General features: G+C 67.5%; 22 protein-coding genes. 10 read left to right on the forward strand and 12 right to left on the reverse strand.

Annotated features, from left to right (window positions below; genetic code table 11):
* Positions 1-4: 4 nt before the first annotated feature.
* The 3 genes from V3B30_RS12525 to aceB all read right to left on the reverse strand — a co-directional run bounded on the left by V3B30_RS12525 (position 5) and on the right by aceB (position 4,544).
* Positions 5-1,045, reverse strand: coding sequence for a GGDEF domain-containing protein (locus tag V3B30_RS12525; RefSeq protein WP_262084021.1), 1,041 nt, complete (start codon positions 1,043-1,045; stop codon positions 5-7).
* 510 nt (positions 1,046-1,555) lie between these two features.
* Complete coding sequence (aceA, locus tag V3B30_RS12530) at positions 1,556-2,857, reverse strand: isocitrate lyase (protein ID WP_262084022.1); 1,302 nt, start codon at positions 2,855-2,857, stop codon at positions 1,556-1,558.
* Positions 2,858-2,921: 64 nt separating this feature from the next.
* A complete protein-coding gene (aceB, locus tag V3B30_RS12535; RefSeq protein WP_100474969.1) occupies positions 2,922-4,544 on the reverse strand; it encodes a malate synthase A in 1,623 nt (540 codons plus the stop codon).
* A gap of 110 nt (positions 4,545-4,654) precedes the next feature.
* On the opposite strand from aceB, the gene V3B30_RS12540 reads away from it, so the two are divergent.
* Positions 4,655-5,623: a LysR family transcriptional regulator gene (locus V3B30_RS12540; RefSeq protein ID WP_154261933.1), complete on the forward strand. Its 969-nt coding sequence runs from the start codon at positions 4,655-4,657 to the stop codon at positions 5,621-5,623.
* 341 nt (positions 5,624-5,964) lie between these two features.
* Positions 5,965-6,873 (forward strand): LysR family transcriptional regulator, encoded by a 909-nt coding sequence (locus tag V3B30_RS12545; protein ID WP_100474971.1) that lies wholly within the window; start codon positions 5,965-5,967, stop codon positions 6,871-6,873.
* A 56-nt stretch (positions 6,874-6,929) separates the two neighbouring features.
* Here the strand turns inward: V3B30_RS12545 and V3B30_RS12550 are convergent, their stop codons facing one another.
* On the reverse strand, positions 6,930-8,186 hold the full coding sequence (locus V3B30_RS12550; RefSeq protein ID WP_262084023.1) for an MFS transporter: 1,257 nt from the start codon (positions 8,184-8,186) through the stop codon (positions 6,930-6,932).
* A 123-nt stretch (positions 8,187-8,309) separates the two neighbouring features.
* Positions 8,310-8,936 (reverse strand): signal peptidase I, encoded by a 627-nt coding sequence (lepB, locus tag V3B30_RS12555; RefSeq protein WP_262084024.1) that lies wholly within the window; start codon positions 8,934-8,936, stop codon positions 8,310-8,312.
* 231 nt (positions 8,937-9,167) lie between these two features.
* Between lepB and V3B30_RS12560 the strand changes: the two genes are divergently transcribed.
* A complete protein-coding gene (locus V3B30_RS12560) occupies positions 9,168-9,569 on the forward strand; it encodes a hypothetical protein (RefSeq protein WP_100474974.1) in 402 nt (133 codons plus the stop codon).
* A 3-nt stretch (positions 9,570-9,572) separates the two neighbouring features.
* Positions 9,573-10,019: a 3-dehydroquinate dehydratase gene (locus V3B30_RS12565; protein WP_004153636.1), complete on the forward strand. Its 447-nt coding sequence runs from the start codon at positions 9,573-9,575 to the stop codon at positions 10,017-10,019.
* A gap of 76 nt (positions 10,020-10,095) precedes the next feature.
* Here V3B30_RS12565 and dcp read toward each other — a convergent pair whose 3' ends face one another.
* The 3 genes from dcp to arfB form a co-directional block, all read right to left on the reverse strand.
* Positions 10,096-12,252 (reverse strand): peptidyl-dipeptidase Dcp, encoded by a 2,157-nt coding sequence (gene dcp / locus V3B30_RS12570; protein ID WP_262084025.1) that lies wholly within the window; start codon positions 12,250-12,252, stop codon positions 10,096-10,098.
* Between the two features lie 111 nt (positions 12,253-12,363).
* Entirely contained in the window at positions 12,364-12,966 is a 603-nt protein-coding gene (locus tag V3B30_RS12575) for a lysophospholipid acyltransferase family protein (protein WP_049447249.1), read from the reverse strand.
* A gap of 4 nt (positions 12,967-12,970) precedes the next feature.
* Positions 12,971-13,402, reverse strand: coding sequence for an alternative ribosome rescue aminoacyl-tRNA hydrolase ArfB (arfB, locus tag V3B30_RS12580; protein ID WP_005420755.1), 432 nt, complete (start codon positions 13,400-13,402; stop codon positions 12,971-12,973).
* Between the two features lie 113 nt (positions 13,403-13,515).
* Here arfB and V3B30_RS12585 point away from each other — a divergent pair, with 113 nt between their 5' ends.
* The gene (locus V3B30_RS12585) at positions 13,516-14,064 is read left to right on the forward strand and encodes a DUF2059 domain-containing protein (RefSeq protein ID WP_262084026.1); all 549 of its coding nucleotides are present in this window, start codon (positions 13,516-13,518) and stop codon (positions 14,062-14,064) included.
* 75 nt (positions 14,065-14,139) lie between these two features.
* Here the strand turns inward: V3B30_RS12585 and V3B30_RS12590 are convergent, their stop codons facing one another.
* Together V3B30_RS12590 and V3B30_RS12595 are read right to left on the reverse strand one after the other, a co-directional pair.
* Positions 14,140-14,883 (reverse strand): pseudouridine synthase, encoded by a 744-nt coding sequence (locus tag V3B30_RS12590; protein WP_262084027.1) that lies wholly within the window; start codon positions 14,881-14,883, stop codon positions 14,140-14,142.
* An 87-nt stretch (positions 14,884-14,970) separates the two neighbouring features.
* Complete coding sequence (locus V3B30_RS12595; protein ID WP_100475286.1) at positions 14,971-15,558, reverse strand: O-methyltransferase; 588 nt, start codon at positions 15,556-15,558, stop codon at positions 14,971-14,973.
* Positions 15,559-15,723: 165 nt separating this feature from the next.
* On the opposite strand from V3B30_RS12595, the gene V3B30_RS12600 reads away from it, so the two are divergent.
* From V3B30_RS12600 to V3B30_RS12615, 4 genes are read left to right on the forward strand one after another with little or no spacing between them, the layout of a single operon-like run.
* Complete coding sequence (locus V3B30_RS12600) at positions 15,724-16,335, forward strand: PIG-L deacetylase family protein (protein WP_100474979.1); 612 nt, start codon at positions 15,724-15,726, stop codon at positions 16,333-16,335.
* Positions 16,335-17,474, forward strand: a complete 1,140-nt coding sequence (locus tag V3B30_RS12605; RefSeq protein ID WP_262084028.1) for a glycosyltransferase family 2 protein — start codon at positions 16,335-16,337, stop codon at positions 17,472-17,474. The genes V3B30_RS12600 and V3B30_RS12605 overlap by 1 nt, the downstream gene beginning before the upstream one ends.
* A complete protein-coding gene (locus tag V3B30_RS12610) occupies positions 17,461-18,066 on the forward strand; it encodes an acetyltransferase (protein ID WP_262084029.1) in 606 nt (201 codons plus the stop codon). Before V3B30_RS12605 ends, V3B30_RS12610 begins: the two co-directional genes overlap by 14 nt.
* A 4-nt stretch (positions 18,067-18,070) precedes the next feature.
* On the forward strand, positions 18,071-18,856 hold the full coding sequence (locus V3B30_RS12615; RefSeq protein WP_100474982.1) for a YaiO family outer membrane beta-barrel protein: 786 nt from the start codon (positions 18,071-18,073) through the stop codon (positions 18,854-18,856).
* Between the two features lie 52 nt (positions 18,857-18,908).
* On the opposite strand, the gene ubiB is transcribed toward V3B30_RS12615, so the two are convergent.
* Together ubiB and V3B30_RS12625 are read right to left on the reverse strand one after the other, a co-directional pair.
* Positions 18,909-20,564 carry a ubiquinone biosynthesis regulatory protein kinase UbiB gene (gene ubiB / locus V3B30_RS12620; RefSeq protein ID WP_262084030.1) on the reverse strand — a complete coding sequence of 552 codons (1,656 nt, stop codon included), beginning with the start codon at positions 20,562-20,564 and terminating at the stop codon, positions 18,909-18,911.
* Positions 20,561-21,196: an SCP2 sterol-binding domain-containing protein gene (locus tag V3B30_RS12625; RefSeq protein WP_262084031.1), complete on the reverse strand. Its 636-nt coding sequence runs from the start codon at positions 21,194-21,196 to the stop codon at positions 20,561-20,563. The genes ubiB and V3B30_RS12625 overlap by 4 nt, the downstream gene beginning before the upstream one ends.
* A gap of 266 nt (positions 21,197-21,462) precedes the next feature.
* Here V3B30_RS12625 and ddlA point away from each other — a divergent pair, with 266 nt between their 5' ends.
* A complete protein-coding gene (gene ddlA, locus V3B30_RS12630; RefSeq protein WP_262084032.1) occupies positions 21,463-22,557 on the forward strand; it encodes a D-alanine--D-alanine ligase in 1,095 nt (364 codons plus the stop codon).
* Positions 22,558-22,708: the final 151 nt, after the last annotated feature.

The raw sequence follows: 22,708 nt of genomic DNA on the forward strand, positions 1-22,708 counted from the left end.
CTCCCTATTGGCCTTCCGGATCATCCACCCAGCGCAGGCAGTTGCCGCCGTCGCGCTTGGCCCGGTACAGCGCCCGATCGGCGCTGGCATACCACTCGCTCCAGCCTGCCTCCGGCGCCAGCAGGCTGGCACCGATGCTCACCAGGCTGACATGCGGCGTGCCATGACTGCGCTCGAGCAGGCCATGCACCGCGCTGAGGATGAACTCGGCCGCGTGCTGCACGATCTCGTGGTTGCCACGGCGCAGGATCAGGCAGAACTCATCGCCGCCGAGCCGGCAGGCCAGGTCCTGCTCGCCGGCCATCGAGCGCAGGATGTTGCCCATGCTCTGCAGCACGCGGTCGCCGGCCTGGTGGCCGTGGCGGTCGTTGATCTGCTTGAAACGGTCGCAATCGATCAGCAGCAACGCCTGCGGTGGTCCCTCGGCATGCTCGCGGCACTCCTGCAGGTACAGGGTGAGGCCACGGCGGTTGTGCAGCCCGGTCAGTTCATCGGTACGCACCAGCTCACGGGTGTGGGTCAACTGGTGGGTGGTGATGTACAGGTTGTCCAGCGCGGTTTCCAGATCGTGGTTGCGCCGGCGCAGCTGTCTGATCAGTGCCTGTTCGTTGGTCAGCACGCGCATGATCGTGCGGCGCAGGAAGTAGGCCACCAGGCCGGGATCGGATTCGACCAGCCGATGGAAATCGGCCGGGCCCAGCTCCAGCACGTCGCAGTCGACCAGCGCGCGCGCACTGGCGCTGCGCAGGTGATCGCCGACCAGCAGGCCCAGTTCTCCGAAGAACTCATGCTGCCCGAGCGTCTTGATCACCAGGTCCTCGCCAAAGTCCAGTTCGATCTGTCCTTCGAGGATCACATACATGCGCTCGCCGCGGTGGCCCCGCTGGAACAGCCACTGTCCGGCACGGAGCTTGCATGCGCGGGCGAATCTGGCGAACAATGTCACCTCGGCATCTGACAACAGAGCGTGCACGATCTCGGCCATCGCCACCCGGGCGATACCTGTCGTCACATCACTGTTCTCGGCCGCACCCCTGCCGGTCATTCCCTGCACCCGCCGCCAGCGTCCCCTGGTGAGCCGCGGAGCATAGCACCGCTTTAAAGTGTGCGCCCTATCTCATTTTGAGCCTTCTGCCGATCTTGATTGATGTGAAGATCGGTGGTGGCCCATTCTGGCTATCGGTGTCCAGCCAAAACTCCTGCTGGATCAATCCGATGCCGGGTTTCACGGGGTTTCGGCCAGGTTGCCGGGACCGGGGTGCGCCTGATTGACGCTGCCCACCGGTTGCCCCCCTTGCATCGATACAACAACGCCGGCAGGTCCCCCGACCGGCCGGCGTTGTCTGGCCCTTCCCTGGCCACCCTGATCGGATTCCGAAGCTTCGGTAGAGCCGGGGGGGGGGGGGGGGGGCCGCGGCGGGGGGGCGCCGAGCGCCGGGGGGCGGGGGGGCGGCGGGGCCCGGGCGGGCCCGCGGCCCCCGCCGCGCCGCGCCGCCCCCCCCCCCCCCCCCGCCCCCGGGGGGGGGGCGCCCCCCCCGCCCCCGGCATTACCGGATCACGCAGCGCGTTCGCTGCGGCCGCCGTGGAACTGTTCTTCCTCGGTCGAGCCGGTCAGCGCGGTAGTCGACGATTGGCCCTGCTGGATCGCCTGGGTCACCGCATCGAAGTAGCCGGTGCCGACCTCGCGCTGGTGCTTGACCGCGGTGAAGCCGCGCTCGGCCGCTTCGAACTCGGCTTCCTGCAGTTCCACGAACGCGCTCATCTGCCGGCGTGCGTAGCCATGGGCCAGATTGAACATGCCGTAGTTCAAGGCGTGGAAACCGGCCAGAGTGATGAACTGGAACTTGTAGCCGTAGCTGCCCAGTTCGCGCTGGAACTTGGCAATGATGGCGTCATCCAGGTTCTTCTTCCAGTTGAAGCTGGGCGAGCAGTTGTAGGCCAGCAGCTTGCCCGGGAACTTCGCATGGATCGCCTCGGCGAATTTCCGAGCGAATTCCAGGTCCGGCTTGCCGGTCTCGCACCACACCAGGTCGGCATAGGGCGCGTAGGCCAGGCCACGGCTGATCGCCTGGTCCAGGCCGTTGCGGGTCTTGTAGAAGCCCTCGACAGTGCGCTCGCCGGTGGTGAACGGCCGGTCGTTGCCGTCGATGTCGCTGGTCAGCAGATCCGCGGCTTCGGCATCGGTACGCGCCACCAGCAGGGTCGGCACGCCCAGCACGTCGGCAGCCAGGCGCGCGGCATTGAGCTTCTCGATCGCCTCGCGGGTCGGCACCAGCACCTTGCCGCCCATATGACCGCACTTCTTCACCGAGGCCAGCTGGTCTTCGAAGTGCACGCCAGCGGCACCGGCCTCGATCATCGCCTTCATCAGTTCGAACGCGTTGAGCACGCCGCCGAAACCGGCTTCGGCATCGGCCACGATCGGCTGCAGGAAATCGATGTCGTCCTTGCCTTCGGCGTGATGCAGCTGGTCGGCGCGCAGCAATGTGTTGTTGATGCGCTTGACCACCGCCGGCACCGAATCGGCCGGGTACAGCGACTGGTCCGGGTACATCTGGCCGGCCAGGTTGGCGTCGGCGGCCACCTGCCAACCGGACAGGTAGATCGCCTTCAGGCCGGCCTTCACCTGCTGCATGGCCTGGTTGCCGGTCAGTGCACCGAGCGCGTTGACGAACTCGCGCTCATGCAGCGACGCCCACAGCTTCTCCGCACCCAGGCGGGCCAGCGAATGCTCGATGTGGACGGTGCCGCGCAGGCGCACCACGTCGGCGGCGCTGTAGTTGCGCTGGATGCCTTCCCAACGCGGGTTGGTATCCCAGTCGTGCTGGATCTGTTCGGCAGTGGGCAGCTTGCTCATGTCTTTCTCCAGTTCGGTTCGTGCGTGCAGCGGGGAGGGAAACGGCAGGAAACGCGGGCGGCGATCAGTCGATGCGCGCGTAGGCCGGCAGGGTCAGGAAATCGGTCAGTTCGTCGTTGCGGCTCAGGTCGCCCAGCAGGGCGATGGCTTCGCCGATGCGCGCGCCACCGGGCAACGCGGCGGTATCGCCCAGCCGTGCCGGCAGCTGCGCCAGCGTGGCATCCAGCAGCGCCAGGTCGATGGCGGTGCCATCGTCCAGCTGCTGGCCCGGCGTATGCAGCCACTGCCACAGCTGGCTGCGGCTGATCTCGGCGGTGGCTGCGTCCTCCATCAGGTGGTGGATCGGCACGCAGCCGTTGCCATCCAGCCACGCCGCCAGGTAACGCACGCAGACTTCCACGTTGCCTTCGAAACCAGCGCGGGTGATGGTGCCCGGCGGCCGCGCGATCAGTTCGTCGCGGCCGACGCGCACATCCTGGCGCAGCACGCTGTGCTGGTTCGCACCGGGCATGTGTTCGTCGAAGATCGCCATCGCCACCGGAATCAGCGCCGGGTGCGCGACCCAGGTGCCGTCGTGGCCGGCGCTCACTTCGCGCAGCTTGTCGGCGCGCACGCGGGCCATCGCCTGTTCGTTGGCAGCGGCATCGTTGTTGATGGGAATCTGCGCGGCCATGCCGCCCATCGCATGCGCACCACGGCGATGGCAGGTCTGGATCAGCAACTCCGAATACGCCTTCAGGAACGGCTGGGTCATGGTCACCTGGCCGCGCTCGGGCAACACGCGATCTGCGTGGCGGCGGAAGGTCTTCAGGTACGAGAAGATGTAGTCCCAGCGCCCGCAGTTCAGGCCGACGATGCGGTCACGCAGCGCGTGCAGGATCTCGTCCATCTCGAACACCGCCGGCAGCGTTTCGATCAGCACGGTCACCTTGATCTGGCCATGCGGCAGGCCGAGCATGCCTTCGATGTGCGACAGCGCGGTTTCCCACAGCGCCGCCTCTTCCATGCTCTGCAGCTTGGGCAGGTAGAAATACGGGCCGCGATCCTTCGCCTGCAGGGTGCGGGCGTTGTGGAAGGCGAACACCGCCGCGTCGAACAGGCCGCCGGCGATGAACTGGCCATCGATGCGCACGTGCTTCTCGTCCAGGTGCCAGCCACGCGGGCGCACGATCAGCACCGCCTGCTCGTCGTACGGGCGCAGGGCGTAGTGCTTTCCATTGGGTGCGGTGTATTGAAGATCGCCACGCACCGCGGCGGCCAGCGACTGCTGCCCGGCCAGCAGGTTGCGCCAGGTCGGCGAGGTCGAATCCTCGAAGTCGGCCATGAACACCTTGGCACCGGAGTTCAGCGCGTTGATGACCATCTTCGGATCGGTCGGGCCGGTGATCTCGACGCGGCGGTCCTGCAGCGCGGCGGGCAGCGGGGCAACACGCCAGTCGCCGCTACGGATCGCGGCGGTGTCCGTGCGGAAGTCCGGCAGGCCGCCCTGGTCGAAGAACGCCTGGCGCTCGCGGCGCGCCTGCAGCCGTGCCTGCCGGCCCGGTTCCACCGCACGGTGCAGCGACACCAGCAGGGCCAGCAGCGGTGCCGGCAGCAGGGTGTCCTGGCCGGCCACGCGGGTCGCCAGGGCGATGCCGGGGGTGGCCTTGCTGGCAGGGGTGGGAACAGCGGAAGCGACGGCGGACATGGGGCAACTCCAGCGGTGGGGGAACGTCTCCACGGTGCCGCCGGGGCCGAGTATTTGGCAAAACAGTTTTTGCAATGTTCTACATAAATTGTGCTAATACTTGTGACGCGATGACCACACGCCCCCCTCCAAGCCCCCGTTTTTCCTACAAATCCGACCGGCTGAAGCCACTGCGCGCGTTCTGCCAGACGGTGCGCCTTGGTTCGGTCTCACGGGCGGCTGAGGCACTTTTCGTCAGCCAGCCGGCGATCAGCCTGCAGTTGCAGGCGCTGGAGCGGGAGCTGGGGGTGCCGTTGTTCGAGCGCAGCGGGCGCCGCCTGGTGCCCAGCCGCGAGGGCCAGCTGCTGTACGAAATGGCACAGCCGCTGGTGGAGAACCTGGACGGGCTGGAGGCACGATTCCGCGACAAGGTGCGCGGCCTGGACGCGGGCGAGCTGAACATCGCCGCCAACAGTTCGACCATCCTGTACCTGCTGCCGAAGATCGTCGAACGCTTCCGCCAGCACCACCCGGACGTGCGCCTGACCCTGCACAACGCGATCAGCGCCGATGGCACCGACCTGCTGCGCGAGGACGCCGCCGACCTGGCAATCGGTTCGATGACCGATGTGCCGGCCGACCTCAGCTACGCCCCGGCCTACCGCTTCGAGCAGGTGCTGATCGCGCCGCACGACCATCCGCTGGCCAGCGGCGGCGAGCTGGAGCTGGCCGACATCGCGCGCTATCCGCTGGTGCTGCCACCGAAGCGGCAGATCACCTACCGCCTGGTCGACCAGGTGTTCCAGCGCCACCGCATCGCCTACACCGTGGCCCTGGAAGTGGGTGGCTGGGAGGTGATCAAGCAGTACGTGGCGATGGGCATGGGCATTTCCATCGTGCCGGCGCTGTGCCTGAACGAGGCCGATCGCGAGCGGTTGGCGGCGCGGTCGATGAAGCGCTGGTTCCCCGAACGCAGTTACGGGGTGATCGTGCGGCGTGGCAAGGCGTTGTCGGCGCAGGCGCGGGCGTTCATCGAGCTGATCCAGCCGGAGTTGTTCAGTCCGCGCGATTACGACCAGAGCGGGCATTCCGAGCGATGAGCTGTGCCGGCAGGGCTGCGCCCTGCACCTGCCGAAGCAACGTCAACGGCAACTGCAACGTCAAAAGCCGGGCTTCCGTGGGTTGGCGAGGTGGGGGCGGGGGGGGGGGGGGGGGGGGGCGGCCCCCCCCCCCGCCCCCCCCGCCCCCCCCCCCCCCCCCCCCCCCCCCCCCCCCCCCCCCCCCCCCCCCCCCCACCCCGCCTTCGACAGTTTCCCGCTGCTGTCGGTGCCAGCTGCTGTTGATGGGTGGGTGCCGACCGTTGGTCGGCACGGGGTCGGATCCCGTTGCTACGCAACGGGCTCTGACCCCATTTCCGGCTGACGATGAATAAACTGGCGCCATGTCCATCGAACTCCGCCACCTGCGCTATTTCCTCGCCGTTGCCGATACGCTGCACTTCGGCCAGGCGGCGGAGCGGCTGGGCATGTCGCAGCCCCCACTCAGCCAGCAGATCCGCCAGCTGGAAGACCTGATCGGGGCGCGCCTGTTCGTGCGCAGCCATCGTCGCGTGCAGCTGACGCCTGCCGGCGAGCTGCTGCAGGAACGTGCACGGGCCATCGTGCAGCAGGTGGAAACGGCGGTGGACGAGGTGCAGCGCGCGCAGCGCGGTGAGCAGGGTGAGCTGCGTATCGGCCTGACACGCGCCACGCCGCTGTCACCGCAGATTCCGCGTTCGATCCTGCGCTACCGCCAGCAGTACCCGCAGGTGCGCCTGCAGCTGAGCGAGATGAACACACTGCAGCAGATCGATGCGCTGCTCGATGGCAGTCTGGACGTGGGCATCATCCGCAAGCGCGCATTGCCGCCGGAGCTGGTGGCGCACAGCCTGTTCGTCGACCCGCTGGCACTGATCGTGCATGCCGACCACCCTGCCCTGCGCAGACTAACGGCGCAGGACACACTGTCGCTGCGCGACTTCGCGCAGGAACCGTTCGTGGCATTCCGGCGCAGCGCCGGTGCGGGCATCCATGACCACATGATCGCGTTGTGCGCGGCGGCGGGCTTCACTCCCCGCATCGTGCAGGAGGCCGGTGAAGCCTCGACCCTGATCAGCCTGGCCGCCGCCGGGCTCGGTGCAGCGATCCTGCCGTCCTCGTGCGACCACATCCGCGTGGAAGGCGCACGCTTCGTGGCCCTCGCCGATGCCGGCGCGCATTCGGAAGTACAGCTGGCGTGGCACCGCGAGGGCGTCACGCCGCTGATCCGCAACTTCGCCGGGCTGCTGCGCGAAGCGTTCGCCGAAGGGTAAGCCTGCAATCCACCCGGTAGTGCCGTCCGCTGGCCGGCACTACCGTACGCGTTGGATCACGCCGTTACCGGCTGCGGGGCGCGCTGCTGCAGCGCCCAGACGATGCCACCGCCGATCAGCGTCAACAGGGCGGCGAACAGGCACACGCCCAGCCAGTCCCACGCGGCATAGGCCAGGCCACCGACACCACCGAGCACACTTGAACCCAGGTAGTAGGCGAACAGGTATAGCGCCGAGGCTTCGGCACGCATCGTGCCGGCGCGGCTGCCAACCCAGCTGCTGGCCACCGAATGGCCGCCGAAGAAGCCGAACGTGACCAGCGCGATACCCAGCGCCATCGTGCTCAGCCACGGCAGCGCCAACAGCGCGATGCCGGCGCCGATCAACGCAAACGAGATCGACAGGATGCGGCCGCGGCCGTATCGCGTCGCCTGCTGCCCCATCCACGCCGAGCTGAAGGTGCCGACCAGGTACACGCTGAAGATCAGGCCGACCACGGTCTGGCTGAGGTGGTAGGGCGGGGCCAGCAGGTGGTAGCCCAGGTAGTTGTAGAGGGTGACGAACACGCCCATCAGCACGAACGAGGTGGCGAACAGCCACGGCAGGCCCGGGTCGGCAAACAGCGTGCGCCAGCGCGATGGCAACTGGCGCAGGCCCCCGCGACGCGCCTGGAAATGACGCGACGGCGGCAGTTGCAGCCACAACAGCACGGTACTGGCGATGGCAATGATCGAGACCACGCCGATGCCCCAACGCCAGCCCCAATGGTCGGCGATGATGCCGGCCAGCAGGCGCCCGCTCATGCCCCCGATGGCGTTGCCGCCAATGTACAGGCCCATCGCCAGGCCCAGCGCGCGGCTGTCCATTTCCTCGACCAGGTAGGTCATCGCCACTGCCGGCACGCCGCTCAACGCCAGGCCGAGCAGGGTGCGCAGCACCAGCAGTGTGGTCCAGTCATCCACCAGCGCCGTGCTCAGCGACAGCATGGCCGAGGCCAGCAGCGCAGCGATCATCAACGGACGGCGGCCGACCGCATCGGACAGCAGGCCGGCCAGCAGCATTGCCACCGCCAGTGTGCCGGTGGTCAGCGACAACGACATCGCGCTGCCGGCAGCAGAAACGCCGAAGTGACGGCTGAACTCGGGCAGCAGCGGCTGCACGGTGTACAGCAGGCCAAAGGTGGAAAAGCCGGCCAGGAACAACGCCAGCGCGGTGCGGCGGAAGGCCGGCGTGCCCTGCTGGATGCGGGTCTCGGTGCTGGAATCGACAGTGTGGGGGCGGCGTTCGACGGCCGCCGCAGTTTCGCCAGTCATGGGATCGAGGGGCCGGTGGGGCGGCCGGGCGTGGGAGGGAACGGGCCTCAGACTAGGCCCGTCGATCCAGTCGATCCATAACCTGATAGGTCAGGATTGATACACAAGAAGTATCAATTCAGCTTACAGGCGCTGCCACTCGAAACCGTCGCCACGGCGGTAATAGACCGCCACCGCGCGGCCGTAGATCTTGTCGGCATCCACGAAACCGAAGAAGCGGCCATCGAAGCTGTTGCCGCGGTGGTCACCCAGCACCAGCACCTTGCCGGCCGGCACCACCAGATCGGCGATGTCCGGACCGCCGCCCACGTCCAGGTCAAGGCGGGCACGGCGCTCACCGAAGGCTTCCACGTCCTGCAGGCCGGCGATCTGCAGCGGCTGGCCGTTGATGCTCAGATGGCCCTCGCGCATCTGCACTTGGTCACCCGCCACCGCAGCCACCCGCTTGATCAGGCGGGTGCCGTCGGCCGGCGAATCGAATACCGCCACTTCGCCACGCTGCGGCGTGCCGGTGGACATCAGTTCCTTGCCGGTGAACGGCAGGCGCAGGCCGTAGGCACGCATGTCCACCACCACCCGGTCGCCGGGCTGCAGGGTCGGCTGCATGGAGCCACTCGGCACCACGTAGTGGTTGGCGAGGGTATCGCGGGCGGCGGCAAGCAGGCCGAGCATCACCAGCAGCGGCAATGCTTCCTTCTTCAGCCAGACCAGCGCGCGTTCGGAAAACGGAGGACGAGCAACAGCTTCCATGACAAGGCTCCGGACAGGTGGTAGCGCCATCAGACCATACACAGGCAGCGGAGGTTCCCGCAACGCACCTGCAGCCCATGCTCGGCTGCTTTCGGTCGCGCTACAGGAGCAGGCATATCGAAGCATTACGCAGCTTTTACGCCCGCCGTGGGGGCCGGGCATCGCACCTTTACGGCCCCCGCGCGCATCGTGTGCCCACCGCGCCACACGGCGCATTCCGCAAGGTGTTGTATGACCCTCCTGGTGATCCGCCACGCGTCGGCGTCGGCGCCGCGCCCGCAGCTGCCGGCGCAGCTGAGCGGCCATCGCGTGCTGTGCAGCGACTGCGCCAGCCTGTCCGAGGTACACCAGTGCCTGTGCCAGCCGCAGGCGCGCTCGGCCGACTGGATACTGCTGGATGTCGGCGCCGCCGACGAGGCGCAATGGCAGGCCGAAGGTGGCGCGCTGCAGGCGGCGCTGGAACGGCTGCCGGCGCAGTACATCGAGCTGCAGGCCCCCGCCGAGCCCGGCCTGGAAGCACGCCTGCGCCTGCAGCATGGCCCCGCCGCGGTGGTGGTCGACCAGCGCAGCCAGCAGGCCGGGTACCCGCTGTCGCTGGCCATCGTCGGCCGCCGACTGGCGCAGGAGGGCTGAGCCATGTCGATCTTCATCATCCGTGGCCCGGAAGCGGCCGGTGCGCTGATCCGCACGGCAATGCCGCTGCCGGCACCGGTACTGAAGTCACTGGTGCATCGGGCGATCGACGCCGGCACCAGCGTGGCGATCCGTGCCTGCGGTTCGGAACAGGAACTGCTGGATGCCCTGCGCGTGGCCGACCACAGCCGTGGCGAGGTGACCCTGCTTGACCCGGGTGCGTGTGCCAACAGCCTGCGCCTGCAGCGCCTGCTGCCGTACCTGCACAACGCTTACGTGGAAGTGCATGACGACGGCGCGGTGGCCGAGCCGTGCCTGCCGGCCGGTGTCGGCCAGCGGCTGGGCATCGCCGCCGGGTATGGCGCGCAGAGCTATGTGCTGGCGCTGGATATCGCGCTGGATCACCTGGGCCTGGCCGAGCAGGCGAACCGCGTGCACGTGGGCACGTAACGCTTTTGCAGCGTCGAGCCATGTTCGACGCTACACAACGAAAAACGGCGGGGTTGCCCCCGCCGTTTTCGCTTTCTTACTTCAGCCCGCGGAACTTCAGCAGCGGTTCCACCGACGGGTCCTTGCCGCGGAAATCGCGGTACAGGGTCGACAGCTCCACGCTGTTGCCGCGCGAGAGGATCTTGTCGCGGAACTCCTGGCCGTTGGCCGCAGTCAGGCCACCATGTTCGGTGAACCACTGGTAGGCGTCATGGTCGAGCACTTCGGCCCAGAAGTAGGCGTAGTAACCCGCCGAGTAACCGCCCCCCCAGATGTGGTCGAAGTAGGTGGTGCGGTAACGCGGCGGCACCTGCGGCAGGTCGACCTTGAACTTCTTCAGCGCGCTGGCTTCAAAGGCGCCGACATCCTGCAGCGGCGCATCAGCCTTCTGCGTGTGCCAGGCCAGGTCCAGCAGTGCGGCCGACAGGTACTCGGTGGTCGCATAGCCCTGGTTGAAGCTGCGTGCCTTGAGGATCTTGTCGACCAGCTCCTGCGGCATCGCCTCGCCGGTCTTGTAGTGCTTGGCATAGTTGGCGAACACCTTCGGATCCAGCGCCCAGTGCTCGTTGAACTGCGACGGGAACTCGACGAAGTCGCGCGAGGTGGCGGTGCCGGCGATCGACGGGTACTTCACGTTCGAGAACATGCCGTGCAGCGCATGGCCGAACTCATGGAACAGGGTGGTGACGTCGTCGAAGCTGATCAGCGCAGGCTGGCCGGCGGCCGGCTTGGTGAAGTTGCAGACGTTGTAGACCACCGGCTTGGCACCGGTCAGGCCATCCTGTTCGACGAACACGTCCATCCAGGCGCCACCGGACTTGCTGTCACGCTTGAAGTAGTCGGTGTAGAACAGGGCCAGCGAAGTGCCGTCCTTGTCGAATACTTCGTACACCTTCATGTCCGGGTTGTAGGTCGGAATGTCGGTGCGCGGCTTGAAGGTGATGCCGTACAGCTGGGTGGCGGCGTAGAAGACGCCGTTCTGCAGCACGTTGTCCAGTTCGAAGTACGGCTTGATCTGCGACTCGTCCAGATCGTACTTGGCCTTGCGCACCTGCTCGGCGTAGAAGTCCCAGTCGGAGGCAGCAACCTGGAACCCACCCTTCTGCGCGTCGATGACCTTCTGGATCTCGCCGGCTTCGGCGCGGGCCTTGGCGGTGGCGGCCGGCACGGTATCGGTCAGCAGCTTGAGCGCGGCGGCCGGGGTCTTGGCCATCTGGTCGCCCAGCTGGTAGTCGGCGAAGGTGTCGAAGCCGAGCAGCTTGGCCTTCTGCGCACGCAGCTGGGCCAGGCGCTGCACGGTCTGCCGGGTGTCATTGGCATCACCACGCTCGGCGCGGGTTTCCGAGGCCTTCAGCACGGCGGCACGCTGGTCGCGGTCGCTCAGTGAGCTGAGCACCGGCTGCTGGGTGGTGTTCTGCAGCGGCAGCAGGAACTTGCCATCCAGCTTGCGGTCCTTGGCGGCGGCCGCCGCGTTGTTGATCGCATCCTCATCCAGGCCAGCCAGCTTGGCCTTGTCGTCGACGACGACGGCAGCAGCAGCGGTGGCGGCCACCAGGCGGGTGTGGAACTGGGTGGAGAGCGTGGTCTCTTCCACGTTGAGCTTGCGCAGGGTCGCCTTGTCGGCGTCGGACAGCTGCGCGCCGGCGCGCACCAGGCCGTCGTAGTAGTGCTCGACCAGGCGCTTCTGCACCGGATCCAGCTCAAGCGTGTCACGCTGGTCGTACAGCGACTTCACGCGCGCGAACAGCTTCGGGTCGAGGTTGATCTCGTCCTGGTGCGCGGCCAGTTTCGGCGCCACCTCTTCCTGGATCTTCTGGCGCGCATCGTTGGTATCGGCCTGGACCAGGCCGAAGAAGATGCGCGACACGCGGTTCAGCGTCTCGCCGCTGCGCTCCATCGCCACGATGGTGTTGTCGAAGGTGGCCGGCTCGCTGCTATCGGCGATCTTGCGCACGTCGGCCAGGTGCTGGCGCATGCCTTCTTCGAACGCCGGCAGGTAGTCGCTGTCCTTGATCTTGTCGAACTGCGGTGCCTGGAACGGCAGCGTGCTCGCACTCAGCAGCGGATTGGTGGAGGCTTCAGCCGGCTGCTGGGCCGGGGCTTTCTGGGCATCGGACACGGGGGTGGACTCCTTGCCGGAACAGGCCGCCAGCGCCAGGCTGATGGCGGCGGCCAGGACTACGGTACGCGACATGTAAAACACTCCTTGGGCAGACGGTACGGGATACCAGCCCTCCACCCTACTCCTGTCGCGTTCGCCCGGCATGTGCCGGACGTGGCGTCTATGCGGCGGCCTGCGGCCCGCTCAGACCGTGCCGCGGGTCTTGCCGATCCACGGTCGGTAGAACTCGCGGATGGCGGCCATGTCGGCCGCGTCGTCGCCGCTCGGCGTGAACAGCGGGCCGATGCCGATGGTCTTTTCCGGATAGTGGAAATACGCAGCCAGGATCGGCACGTCGGCCATCCGGGCGATCTTCAGGAAGCCGGCCTTCCAGTCCTTCACCGCCTTGCGGGTGCCCTCGGGCGTGATGGCGAACCACATCTTCTCGTTGTTGCGCAGCAGGTCCACGGCCTGGCCGACGGTGCCCTGCGGCGAGCTGCGATCCAATGGGATCACGCCCAGCTTGTGCAGCAGCGGGCCCAGCGGCCACCAGAACAGCGAGGCCTTGCCCAGCACCTTCACCTTCATGCCCAGCGCGATCTTGGCCGCCATGCCCCACAGGCCATCCCAGTTGGACGAGTGCGGCGCGATGATGAAGACCAGCCGGGGGATGTCAGGCAGGGTACCGGTCACCTTCCAGCCACCCATGCGCAGGGTGCAGCGCGCCAGCCAGCGCAGGAAGGCGTTGGGTTTGACCTGCGGCATCTGCGGCGGCACGGCCGGCAGCAACGAAGTCGGGTTGTTCAAGCAATCACTCCCAGTCACGTGATGAGCGCCCGCGCTTGATCTGCGCGCGCCCGCGTTTGGCGTCCAGACGACGCAGTTTCGACCCGAGGGTCGGCTTGGTGGCCTTGCGCGGCTTTGGCACGCTCAGCCCGGCCTGGATGAAGGCCGCCAGCCGCTCGCGCGCATCCTCGCGATTGCGATCCTGGGTGCGGAAACGTTGCGCGTCGATGACCAGCACGCCTTCGCCGGTCATGCGCCGGTCACGCCGCGCCAGCAGGCGCGCGCGCAACGGTTCGGGCAACGAGGGCGAGTTGGCCACATCGAAACGCAGTTCCACCGCAGTGGAGACCTTGTTGACGTTCTGGCCACCGGCGCCGCTGGCACGCACGAACCGCTCGACGATCTCGCCGTCGGGGATTTCAAGCTGCGCGCTGATGGTGACCGGTCCACTGCCCATCCGCGCATTGTAGCGGCAGGCACGCGGTGGAGTGCGGCATCGCGCCCCGTATGCCGCCGATCAGGTACCGAACACGCCGCCTTCGCCTTGGCTGCAGGTATGCTGGCCGTCCCATGTACCGCAGGAAGCCCCGCATGACCCGCCTCGCACCCGCCCTGCCGTCCCTGCTGCGCCGCGCCGCCCTGCTGCTGGTGCTGGCCGTGGCCAGCGTTCCGGCCCTGGCCGCCCCGCCGACCGACGGCGACATCAACCGCCTGCTGTCGGCCTCGCGGGCGCAGAGCATGATCGACACCATGGTGCCGCAGATCGAAGCCATGCAGCAGCAGCAGTTCCAGCAGGTGGCCGCGCAGCGCCAGCTCAATGCCCAGCAGCAGGAACAGCTGAAGCGGATCCAGGCCCGGACCAGCCAGACCCTGCGCCAGGCAATGTCGTGGCAGCAGCTGCGGCCGATGTACGTGGACCTGTACAAGAAGACGTTCAGCAAGGAAGACGTGCTGGCGATGGCCGAGTTCTACGAGAGCCCGGCGGGCCAGAGCCTGCTGGACAAGACCCCGGCGCTGATGCAGAACGTGGTGGTGGCGATCCAGGCACGCATGCAGCCGCTGTTTGCAGACCTGCAGAAAGACCTGGAAGCAATCGTCAACGAGCCTGAAAAGAAGTGAGGTCGTGCCAGCCGCTGGCCGGCTCCCCGGTACGCCTGGGATCGTGCAGCTGCCGGCCAACGGCCAGCACGGCCGTCAGGCCTGTTCCACCTGCCAGCCGAACAGGTCCAGCGCCTTCTGGAATTCGCGGTCCAGCGGCGCACTGACGTCCACGTTGCCGCCCTCCGGATGCGGAAAGCGCAGCCGCTCGGCGTGCAGCAGCATGCGATGCACGCCCTGCATGCGGAAGATGCGGTTGTGGCGCCCATCACCGTGGCTGGTGTCGCCAATCATATGGTGCGAGAGATGCTTGAGGTGCCGGCGGATCTGCCGGAAACGCCCGGTCTGCGGCTGGCAGCGCAGCAACGCGTAACGTGAGCTGGCGAATTCGCCCACCGGCACCGACAGTTCGCCGGTGGCCAGGCGCTGGAAATCGGTGATCGCCGGCTTCTTCACCGGCTTGCCCGGCCCACCGTCCAGATCATGGTCCACCTGCCAGGCGAGTTCGGCCGGCCAGCCCCGGCAGACGGTCAGGTAGTCCTTCAACACTTCACCGCCCATCAACGCCTTGCCCAGCGCACTGGCGGTCTCGCGGTCGAAGGCCAGCAGCAGGCAGCCACTGGTGGCCCGGTCCAGGCGGTGCACCAGGAAGATCGGCCGCCCCAGCTGCTCGCGCAGGCGGTCGGCCAGGAAATCATCCTCGCCACGGGCCAGCTTGCTGTCGTGGACCATCAGCCCGGCCGGCTTGTTGACCACGGCCAGGCGCGCATCCAGATGCAGCAGCTGCAGGGGCGCGGTTTCGGTCTCGACCGCGGCGAGGGTGTCAGGTTCGGTACTCACCGCGGGATTATACGGGCGGCCTGTATGGGGTCAGATCCCTTTTCCGCAGGAAAAGGGATCTGACCCCGGGTTTGTGGCACGCGGCAGTCAGGCGTTGCGCACGGCCAGCAGCTCGCCGTTGCCCACCGGCACCAGGCTGGTGCCGAAGTCCTGATCGGCATCCAGCAGCGTGCGCAGCGGCGCCATCTGCTCGGCATGCGAGAGGGCGTTGTCCACCACCAGCAGGCCCCCCGGACGCAGCACGCGGCGCAGCTGCGGCCACCAGCCGGCGTACTGTTCGCGGTCCGAATCGAGGAACAGCAGATCGATGCTGGCATCAGCGGCCTGCGCCAACCAGAGCCCGGCATCGCGCTGCACCAGCGTGATGTGCGCGGCCAGTCCGCTGCGCGCGAACGTTGCCCGCGCCATCGCCACCTTGTCGTCAGCAGATTCCAGCGTGGTCACGTGGCCATCGATGGCGGCGGCCGCTTCGGCCAGCCACAGCGTGGAGTAGCCATTGGAGGTGCCGATCTCCAGCACGCGCCGCGCCTGCCCGAAACGCACCAGCACCGACAGGAATTCACCGGTATCCGGCGTGATGTTGAGCATGCGGCGGCCCCGCTCGGTTTCACGCCCGTCGTTTTCGGCGCCGAAACGCGCCAGTTCGTCCTTCAATTCCGAAAGCCGCATCGTCATCGCTTCTTTCATCTGCCGCAGCATGGGTGAGCATTGTGACCTGCCTGCCCACATTTCGTATTCCTCCTAGCCCTGCGCCGCGTTCACATTGCGATAGTTCCCGCCTTCTTCGCGCGGGTCGGTCCACCTGCCCGCGGCCCTCTTGGTTTGCGCAAGGACACGGCCATGGTTCTCGACATTCTGGCAATCGGCGCCCACCCCGACGACATCGAGCTCGGTTGCGGTGGCAGCCTGGCCAAGCTCGCCCGCGCCGGCGCGCGCGTCCACGCGTTGGTGCTCAGCCGCGGCGGCCGGGGCTGCCATGCCGGCGTCGATCGCAGTGACGAATCGCACCGCGCGCTGCGCCGCCTCGGCGTCACCCAGGTGATCCAGCAGGATTTTCCGGACACCGGTTTTCCCGCCTGCGGCAACGACATCGTCGCAGCGATCGAGCAGGCCTGCGCCCTGATCACGCCACATCGCGTCTACACGATGTGTGGTGAGGATCATCACCAGGACCATCGCACCGTCCACGAAGCGTCGATCATCGCCTGCCGCAGTATCCCGCAGATCCTCTGCTACGAGAGCCCCAGCACCCTGCCGCAGTTCGCGCCGCAGGTGTTCGAGGACATCAGCGCACAGCTGGAGCTGAAGATCCGTGCACTGCGTGAGCATGCCAGCCAGGGCGATCGCCACTACATGCAGGAAAGCCACCTGCGCTGCCATGCGCAGTTCCGCGGCCAGCAGATCGGCATCGGCCCCAGCGAGGGCTTCCAGCCCTACCGGTTGGTGCTGTGATGAAGACGCTGCTGTTCCTGGCCATGTGTGCCTTCATCCTGGTGCGGGTGTGCATGCAGGCCTCGCGTCGACCCAGCACGCGCCTGTACAGCATCGATGCGATCGTGCCGGCCTACAACGAGGCCCCCTGCCTGGAGCGCTCGCTGACCAGCCTGCTGCAGAATCCCTACGTGGCGCGGGTGATCTGCGTCAACGATGGCTCCACCGACAACACGGCCCAGGTGCTCGATGCACTGCAGGCGCGCTGGCCCGAGCGCCTGGTGGCGGTCCACCAGGCCAACACCGGCAAGGGGGGCGCGCTGATGCATGGCCTGCGGCACGCCAGCGCCGAGCAGGTGTTCCTGACCGACGCCGACACCCACATCGATCCGCACGGCCATGGCCTGGGCCACCTGCTGGAGGAGATCGAACGCGGCGCCGATGCCGTCGGTGGCGTGCCTTCGTCCAGCCTGCAGGGTGCGGGCTTCCTGCCGCATGTGCGCGCCAGCCTGAAGCTGCCGATGATCGTCATCAAGCGCAGCTTCCAGCAGTGGCTGGGCGGTGCACCGTTCATCGTCTCAGGCTCGTGTGGCCTGTTCCGTACCTCGGTGCTGCGCAAGGTCGGCTTCTCCGACCGCACGCGTGTGGAAGACCTGGACATGTCCTGGTCGCTGGTCGCGCAGGGCTACCGTGTCCGCCAGAGCGTGCGCTGCGTGGTCTACCCGCAGGAATGCAACACGCTGGTGGAAGAATGGCGGCGCTGGCGACGCTGGATCGTCGGCTATGCGGTGTGCATGCGCCTGCATCGCGGCCTGCTGCTGACTCGCTTCGGTTTCTTCAGCATCCTGCCGATGATGCTGCTCGCCCTCGCCGGCATCGTGATGTCGTTGCAGGTCTGGTTCGGCGCGGTCCTGCTGCATGGGCCTGGCGGCCTTGCCCTGTCGCTGATGCCGGTGTTCTGGATCGGCATCGTCATGTTGCTGGCGGTGATCAGTGCGATCCACCATCGTCGCGCATGGCTGGTGCCGGCCGCCGCGTTCTCGATGCTGTATGTGCTGCTCGCCTACGCGATCTGGCTGATGCACGGCTTGGCCGGGCTGTTCACCGGCCGCGAACCGGCGCGCGACAAACCGACCAGGTATCCGCATGTGGTGGAATGACCTCGCCACCATGGCCGATGGGCTTTCGGCGCTGGCACCCCACGCCGATTCCAGCGCACAGGTTTCGCCACGCGCGACAGTGCAGGGCCACGTGCGGATCGGTGCCGGCAGCCGCATCTGCGACGGCGCCCAGCTGCAGGGGCCGGTATCGATCGGTCGCGACTGCCTGATCGGCAACAACGTGCTGCTGCGCGGCCCAATGCACATCGGTGATGGTGTGCGCATCGGCTTTGCCAGTGAACTGAAGAACGCACTGATCGGTGACGGCGTCTGCATTGGTCCGCAGTGCTTCATCGCCGACAGCCGCATCGACGCCCGCGCCTACCTGGGTGCGCTGGTGCGCACCAGCAACCATCGCCTGGATGGCGCGACGGTCGCCGTCCACATCGGCGACACCGTCATCGACAGCCAGCGCGACAAGCTCGGCGCCTGGATCGGTGAAGGCGCCGCGCTGGGTGTCGGCGTGATCGTCCTGCCGGGTCGTATCGTCGCGCCGGGCAGCCAGTTCGGCCCGCGCATCACCGTGGAACGAAACCTGCCACCCGGTCGCTACCGGCTGCTGCAGTCGCTGCATTCCCAACCCCTGGAGTAACCCCATGCGATTGATCCTCCGTGGCGCGCTGCCGTGCGCCCTGCTGCTGGCTGTGTCCAGCGCCCATGCCGGCATCGACCGGATCTCGGTGCAACTGGACCATGCCGACTACACCGCTGGCTTCGGCAAGCGCGATGTACGGACCGTGGACCTGGCCGGCCGCAGCGGCGACAGCCGCTGGCACCTGGGCCTGGCCCATGGCGAACGCGACTACGGCAGCAAGCGCTTCGGCGGCAACCGCGTGCAGGGCTCGCTGCACCAGCGCTGGAACCCGCGCCTGTCCACCCGCACTGCCTTCACGGCGTCCAACGATGACCCGGTGTTCGTCAACCGCCAGATCAACCAGGACGTCCAGTGGAAGGTGGCACCGCAGACCGTGCTGAGCGTGGGCGGCAAGTACGCCCAGTACCATGCCGGCGCGTACGTGAGCGGCTGGTCGGTGGGCGCAGCGCATTACTTCCCGCGCGTGACCGCCTCTATGCGCCACGAGCGGCATCGCCAGTCCAATGGCCCCGATGGCCATGGCACCACGCTGTCACTGCGCCTGAAGGATGGGCAAGGCCGTGGTTCGACCCAGCTGTGGCTGGGCAGCGGCACCTCCGGCTATACCGCCGACTCCGACCCGCTGCTGCTGCGCGAGCACGATGCACGTCGCGCTTTCCTGCGCCGCAGCCAGCCGCTGGGTGAGCATCTGGTGCTGGACATGGGCATCGGCAAGACCTGGCACAAGACACGCCTGGACCGCTTCCAGAGCGTGCAGTCGCACCTGGGCCTGGGCTACCACTGGTAGATCCGCGATCGGTCGGCAGCGTGCGTCGCCGCCGACCCTCGACCAACCGGGATCAGCGCCACCACGCGCGCGCCAGCGCCAGCACGCCGACGGCACCGGACACCCAGCTCCACATCGGCAGGTCGCCCCAGTACCAACCCGGCGGCTGCAGCACGTACATCAACGCGGCGATGGCCAGCAGGCCGACGCCGGTGATCGCACCCACCGCGTGCTTCTGCAGGCGCTGCACGCTGGCATCGAGCGCGACCAGATCGCGCGAGCGCATCGCCAGCTCATGGCGGCCCTCCACCTGCTGGGTCAGCCAGGCGTGCACCAGGCGCGGCATGTCCGGCGCATGGGTCATGATCTCCGGCAGGCGCTTGCCGATCTCGCGCACCACCCGCCGCGGGCTGTAGCGTTCGCGCAGGATCCTGGCCAGCACCGGCTTGGCCACCGCCCAGATGTCGATCTGCGGATCCAGCTGGCGGCCGACACCCTCGATGTTCAGCAGGGTCTTCTGCAGCAGGATCAGCTGCGGCTGCAGGGTCAGCTGGTAGCGCTGCGCCACGCGGAACAGCTTCATCAATACTTCGGCCAGCGAGATCTGCGACAGCGGACGGGTGAAGTACGGCTCGCACACCGAACGCACTGCCGCCTCCAGGTCATCGATGCGTACGTTGTCCGGCATCCAGCGCGCCTGCACGTGCAGTTCGGCGATGCGGCGGTAGTCGCGGTTGAAGATGGCCATGAAGTTCTCGGCCAGGTAGTACTGATCTTCCTGCGACAGCTGGCCCATGATGCCGAAGTCCAGCGCGATGAAGCGCGGATTGGCACGGCGCGACGGATCGGTGTCGACCCAGATGTTGCCGGCGTGCGCATCGGCATGGAAGAAGTTGTCGCGGAACACCTGGGTGTAGAACACCCGCACGCCCTTGGCGGCCAGCGCCTTGCGGTCGATGCCGGCCTTGTCCAGTGCGGTGATGTCATCGGAAGGAATGCCCCACACGCGCTCCAGGGTCAGCGCGCGCTCGGCGGTATGGCTCCAGATCACTTCCGGCACGTACAGGTCGTCGCTGTTTTCCCAGAAGCGGCGCAGCACGCTGGCATTGGCGCCTTCGCGCTGCAGGTCCAGCTCGGCGGCCAGGGTGTTCTCGACTTCGGCCACCACTTCGCGCGGGCGGATCTTGTCGGCACGCGGGTGGGTGCGCTCGACCAGGGCGGCCAGCGAGTTGAGCAACGCGATGTCGGCGTCGATCTGCTTCTCGATGCCCGGGCGCAGCACCTTGACCACCACCTGGCGGCCATCGGCCAGCGTGGCCGCATGCACCTGCGCGATCGAGGCCGAGGCCAGCGGTTCGGTATCGAAGCTGGCGAACGCCTCGCTGACCGGCAGGCCCAGTGCTTCCTCGACGATGCGGCGCGCGGTATCGCCGTCGAACGGCTTGACCCGGTCCTGCAGCAGGGTCAGTTCGTTGGCCACGTCCGGCGGCACCAGGTCGCGGCGGGTGGACAGGATCTGGCCGAACTTGACGAAGATCGGGCCGAGATCCTGCAGCGCCAGGCGCAGGCGGGCGCCGCGCGACTGCGACGCGATGCTGGCCGAGGCACGCGGTACGAACGGCTTGGCCAGCCGCAGCCAGCGCTCGGCCGGCGTGCCCTGCAGCAGGTCGTCGAGGCGGTAGCGCAGGATCACCCGGCCGATGCGGCTGGCCCGCAGCACGGCCTTCATGCGGCACCCCGCAGGCGCTGCACGCGCGCGCCGAGACGCTCGACATCGTCACGCAGCACGTCCACATCATCGTGGAAGGCATCCAGTTCGGCGCGTGGCACCACGTCGCGTGATTCCTCGGTGATGAATTCGGCGGCGCTGTGGGCCAGATCGACCGCACCCTGGCGCGCATGCTGCAGGGCGCTGCGCAGGGTGTTGGCCACCTGCACGCCCAGCACGTCACCGAATACGCTGACGAACGGCTGCTGCCAGTCTGGATCGAAGCCCTTGGCCAGCTGCTGCAGGCGGCGCGCGAGTTCGGCGTCGCCGGCCACGCGTACGCGGCCCTTGCCGTTGTTGTCACCGCGCCGAGCATTGGCCAGCAGCGGCAGCTGCGCCAGCACCCCGGCCAGGCTGCTGCGCACGGCCAGGTCGGCTTCCTGCGCATCCACCGGGCCGACCCGCAGCTGGTCGCCGTCGACGCTGATGCGCATCGCCAGCGACGGCGCTTCCAGGGTCAGGTCGATGTGCCGGCCATCGAGGCTGGCCAGTGCATGGCGGGTATCCGGATCCAGCGCCAGCGCGCGGTTCAGGGCGATCTGCAGGGCGCGGCCAGCGACCGGCTTGAGGGACTTGAGCAGGGAAAGAGCCATGTGCGCATTCTACCTGCGTGGGTGGGGGGCTTGGGCCGGGCGGCCGCCCGGCACCCGCAGAGGCAACGGCAACGGCAACAGCCGAAGCAACAGCAACAGCGGGCATTCCGTGGGTTGGCGGGGTGGGTCCGGTGGGTGTCGACCTTGGTCGACACGCTAGATCCACGCCATGCGTGGATGGATTTCTGGTTCATCTGTGCCTCACGCGGGGGGCCGATGAAGGTTCATGCTATGAGACCACGCAACGCACAGGACACCTCAGCACCATGGCACGGACCCGGGTCGGCATCATCTTCGGGGGCAAGTCCTCCGAGCACGAAGTTTCGCTGCAGTCGGCGAAGAACATCCTTGATGCGCTTGATCGCGAGCGCTTCGAGCCGGTGCTGATCGGCATCGACAAGCAGGGCCAGTGGCATCTGAGCCAGCCGGACACCTTCCTGATCAACGCCGATGATCCGTCGCGCATCGCCCTGCATCGGTCCGGTACATCGCTGGCGGTGCGCCCGGGTGCGGAACAGGCGCAGCTGCAGCCCTCCGACGCGGCCAGTGCACTAGGGCAGATCGACGTCGTGCTGCCCATCGTACACGGGCCACTGGGCGAGGACGGTGCGCTGCAGGGCCTGCTGCGCATGGCCAACCTGCCCTTCGTGGGTTCGTCGGTACTGGGCTCTGCGGTGGCGATGGACAAGGACGTGACCAAGCGCCTGCTGCGCGACGCCGGGTTGCGGGTGGCGCCGTGGCTGTGCATCCGTCGCCCCCAGGCGGCGGCGGTCGATGTCGATGCGGTGATCGCGCAGCTCGGCCTGCCGCTGTTCGTGAAGCCTGCCAACCAGGGGTCATCGGTGGGCGTGAGCAAGGTCAAGGACGCGGCGGCTTTCGCCGAGGCACTCGAACTGGCATTGCGCTATGACCACAAGGTGCTGGTGGAATCGGCGGTGGTCGGCCGCGAGATCGAGTGCGCGGTGCTGGGCAACGAACACCCACAGGCCAGCCTGTGCGGCGAGGTGGTGGTACACGACGAGTTCTACGCCTACGACACCAAGTACATCAACGAAGCGGGCGCCGAAGTGGTGGTACCCGCGGATATCGATGCTGCAACCCAGGCGCGCATCCAGCAGGTCGCGCTGCAGGCCTACCAGGCGCTGGAGTGCGCGGGCATGGCGCGCGTGGACGTGTTCCTCACCGCGGGCGGCGACATCATCATCAACGAGGTCAACACGCTGCCCGGCTTCACCCGCATCAGCATGTACCCGAAGTTGTGGGGTGCCAGCGGCGTGAATTACACCACGCTGATCACGCGCCTGATCGAACTGGCGCTGGAGCGCCATGCAGCTGATCGTGGATTGCACAGCGCCGTGTAGGAGCGCTCGCTGTCTCTGTAGAGTCGAGCCATGCTCGACTGCTTTTCATGAGTCGAGCGTGGCTCGACGCTACAAAGAGGCGTGGGGGCCCCCCGGCCGGCCCCCCCCCCACAAAAACGGAGGCGCGCCGGCCCGCCCCACCCACCGGGGG

Source organism: Stenotrophomonas sp. SMYL41, from assembly GCF_036319965.1.
Lineage (GTDB): Bacteria > Pseudomonadota > Gammaproteobacteria > Xanthomonadales > Xanthomonadaceae > Stenotrophomonas > Stenotrophomonas maltophilia_R.

What these genes read in the sequence shown, in the direction of transcription:
- V3B30_RS12525 (WP_262084021.1), bottom strand. Translation starts at nt 1,045, where the DNA reads ATGACCGGCAGGGGTGCGGCCGAGAACAGTGATGTGACGACAGGTATC.
- aceA (WP_262084022.1), bottom strand. Translation starts at nt 2,857, where the DNA reads ATGAGCAAGCTGCCCACTGCCGAACAGATCCAGCACGACTGGGATACC.
- aceB (WP_100474969.1), bottom strand. Translation starts at nt 4,544, where the DNA reads ATGTCCGCCGTCGCTTCCGCTGTTCCCACCCCTGCCAGCAAGGCCACC.
- V3B30_RS12540 (WP_154261933.1), top strand. Translation starts at nt 4,655, where the DNA reads ATGACCACACGCCCCCCTCCAAGCCCCCGTTTTTCCTACAAATCCGAC.
- V3B30_RS12545 (WP_100474971.1), top strand. Translation starts at nt 5,965, where the DNA reads ATGTCCATCGAACTCCGCCACCTGCGCTATTTCCTCGCCGTTGCCGAT.
- V3B30_RS12550 (WP_262084023.1), bottom strand. Translation starts at nt 8,186, where the DNA reads ATGACTGGCGAAACTGCGGCGGCCGTCGAACGCCGCCCCCACACTGTC.
- lepB (WP_262084024.1), bottom strand. Translation starts at nt 8,936, where the DNA reads ATGGAAGCTGTTGCTCGTCCTCCGTTTTCCGAACGCGCGCTGGTCTGG.
- V3B30_RS12560 (WP_100474974.1), top strand. Translation starts at nt 9,168, where the DNA reads ATGACCCTCCTGGTGATCCGCCACGCGTCGGCGTCGGCGCCGCGCCCG.
- V3B30_RS12565 (WP_004153636.1), top strand. Translation starts at nt 9,573, where the DNA reads ATGTCGATCTTCATCATCCGTGGCCCGGAAGCGGCCGGTGCGCTGATC.
- dcp (WP_262084025.1), bottom strand. Translation starts at nt 12,252, where the DNA reads ATGTCGCGTACCGTAGTCCTGGCCGCCGCCATCAGCCTGGCGCTGGCG.
- arfB (WP_005420755.1), bottom strand. Translation starts at nt 13,402, where the DNA reads ATGGGCAGTGGACCGGTCACCATCAGCGCGCAGCTTGAAATCCCCGAC.
- V3B30_RS12585 (WP_262084026.1), top strand. Translation starts at nt 13,516, where the DNA reads ATGTACCGCAGGAAGCCCCGCATGACCCGCCTCGCACCCGCCCTGCCG.
- V3B30_RS12595 (WP_100475286.1), bottom strand. Translation starts at nt 15,558, where the DNA reads ATGACGATGCGGCTTTCGGAATTGAAGGACGAACTGGCGCGTTTCGGC.
- V3B30_RS12600 (WP_100474979.1), top strand. Translation starts at nt 15,724, where the DNA reads ATGGTTCTCGACATTCTGGCAATCGGCGCCCACCCCGACGACATCGAG.
- V3B30_RS12605 (WP_262084028.1), top strand. Translation starts at nt 16,335, where the DNA reads ATGAAGACGCTGCTGTTCCTGGCCATGTGTGCCTTCATCCTGGTGCGG.
- V3B30_RS12610 (WP_262084029.1), top strand. Translation starts at nt 17,461, where the DNA reads ATGTGGTGGAATGACCTCGCCACCATGGCCGATGGGCTTTCGGCGCTG.
- V3B30_RS12615 (WP_100474982.1), top strand. Translation starts at nt 18,071, where the DNA reads ATGCGATTGATCCTCCGTGGCGCGCTGCCGTGCGCCCTGCTGCTGGCT.
- ubiB (WP_262084030.1), bottom strand. Translation starts at nt 20,564, where the DNA reads ATGAAGGCCGTGCTGCGGGCCAGCCGCATCGGCCGGGTGATCCTGCGC.
- V3B30_RS12625 (WP_262084031.1), bottom strand. Translation starts at nt 21,196, where the DNA reads ATGGCTCTTTCCCTGCTCAAGTCCCTCAAGCCGGTCGCTGGCCGCGCC.
- ddlA (WP_262084032.1), top strand. Translation starts at nt 21,463, where the DNA reads ATGGCACGGACCCGGGTCGGCATCATCTTCGGGGGCAAGTCCTCCGAG.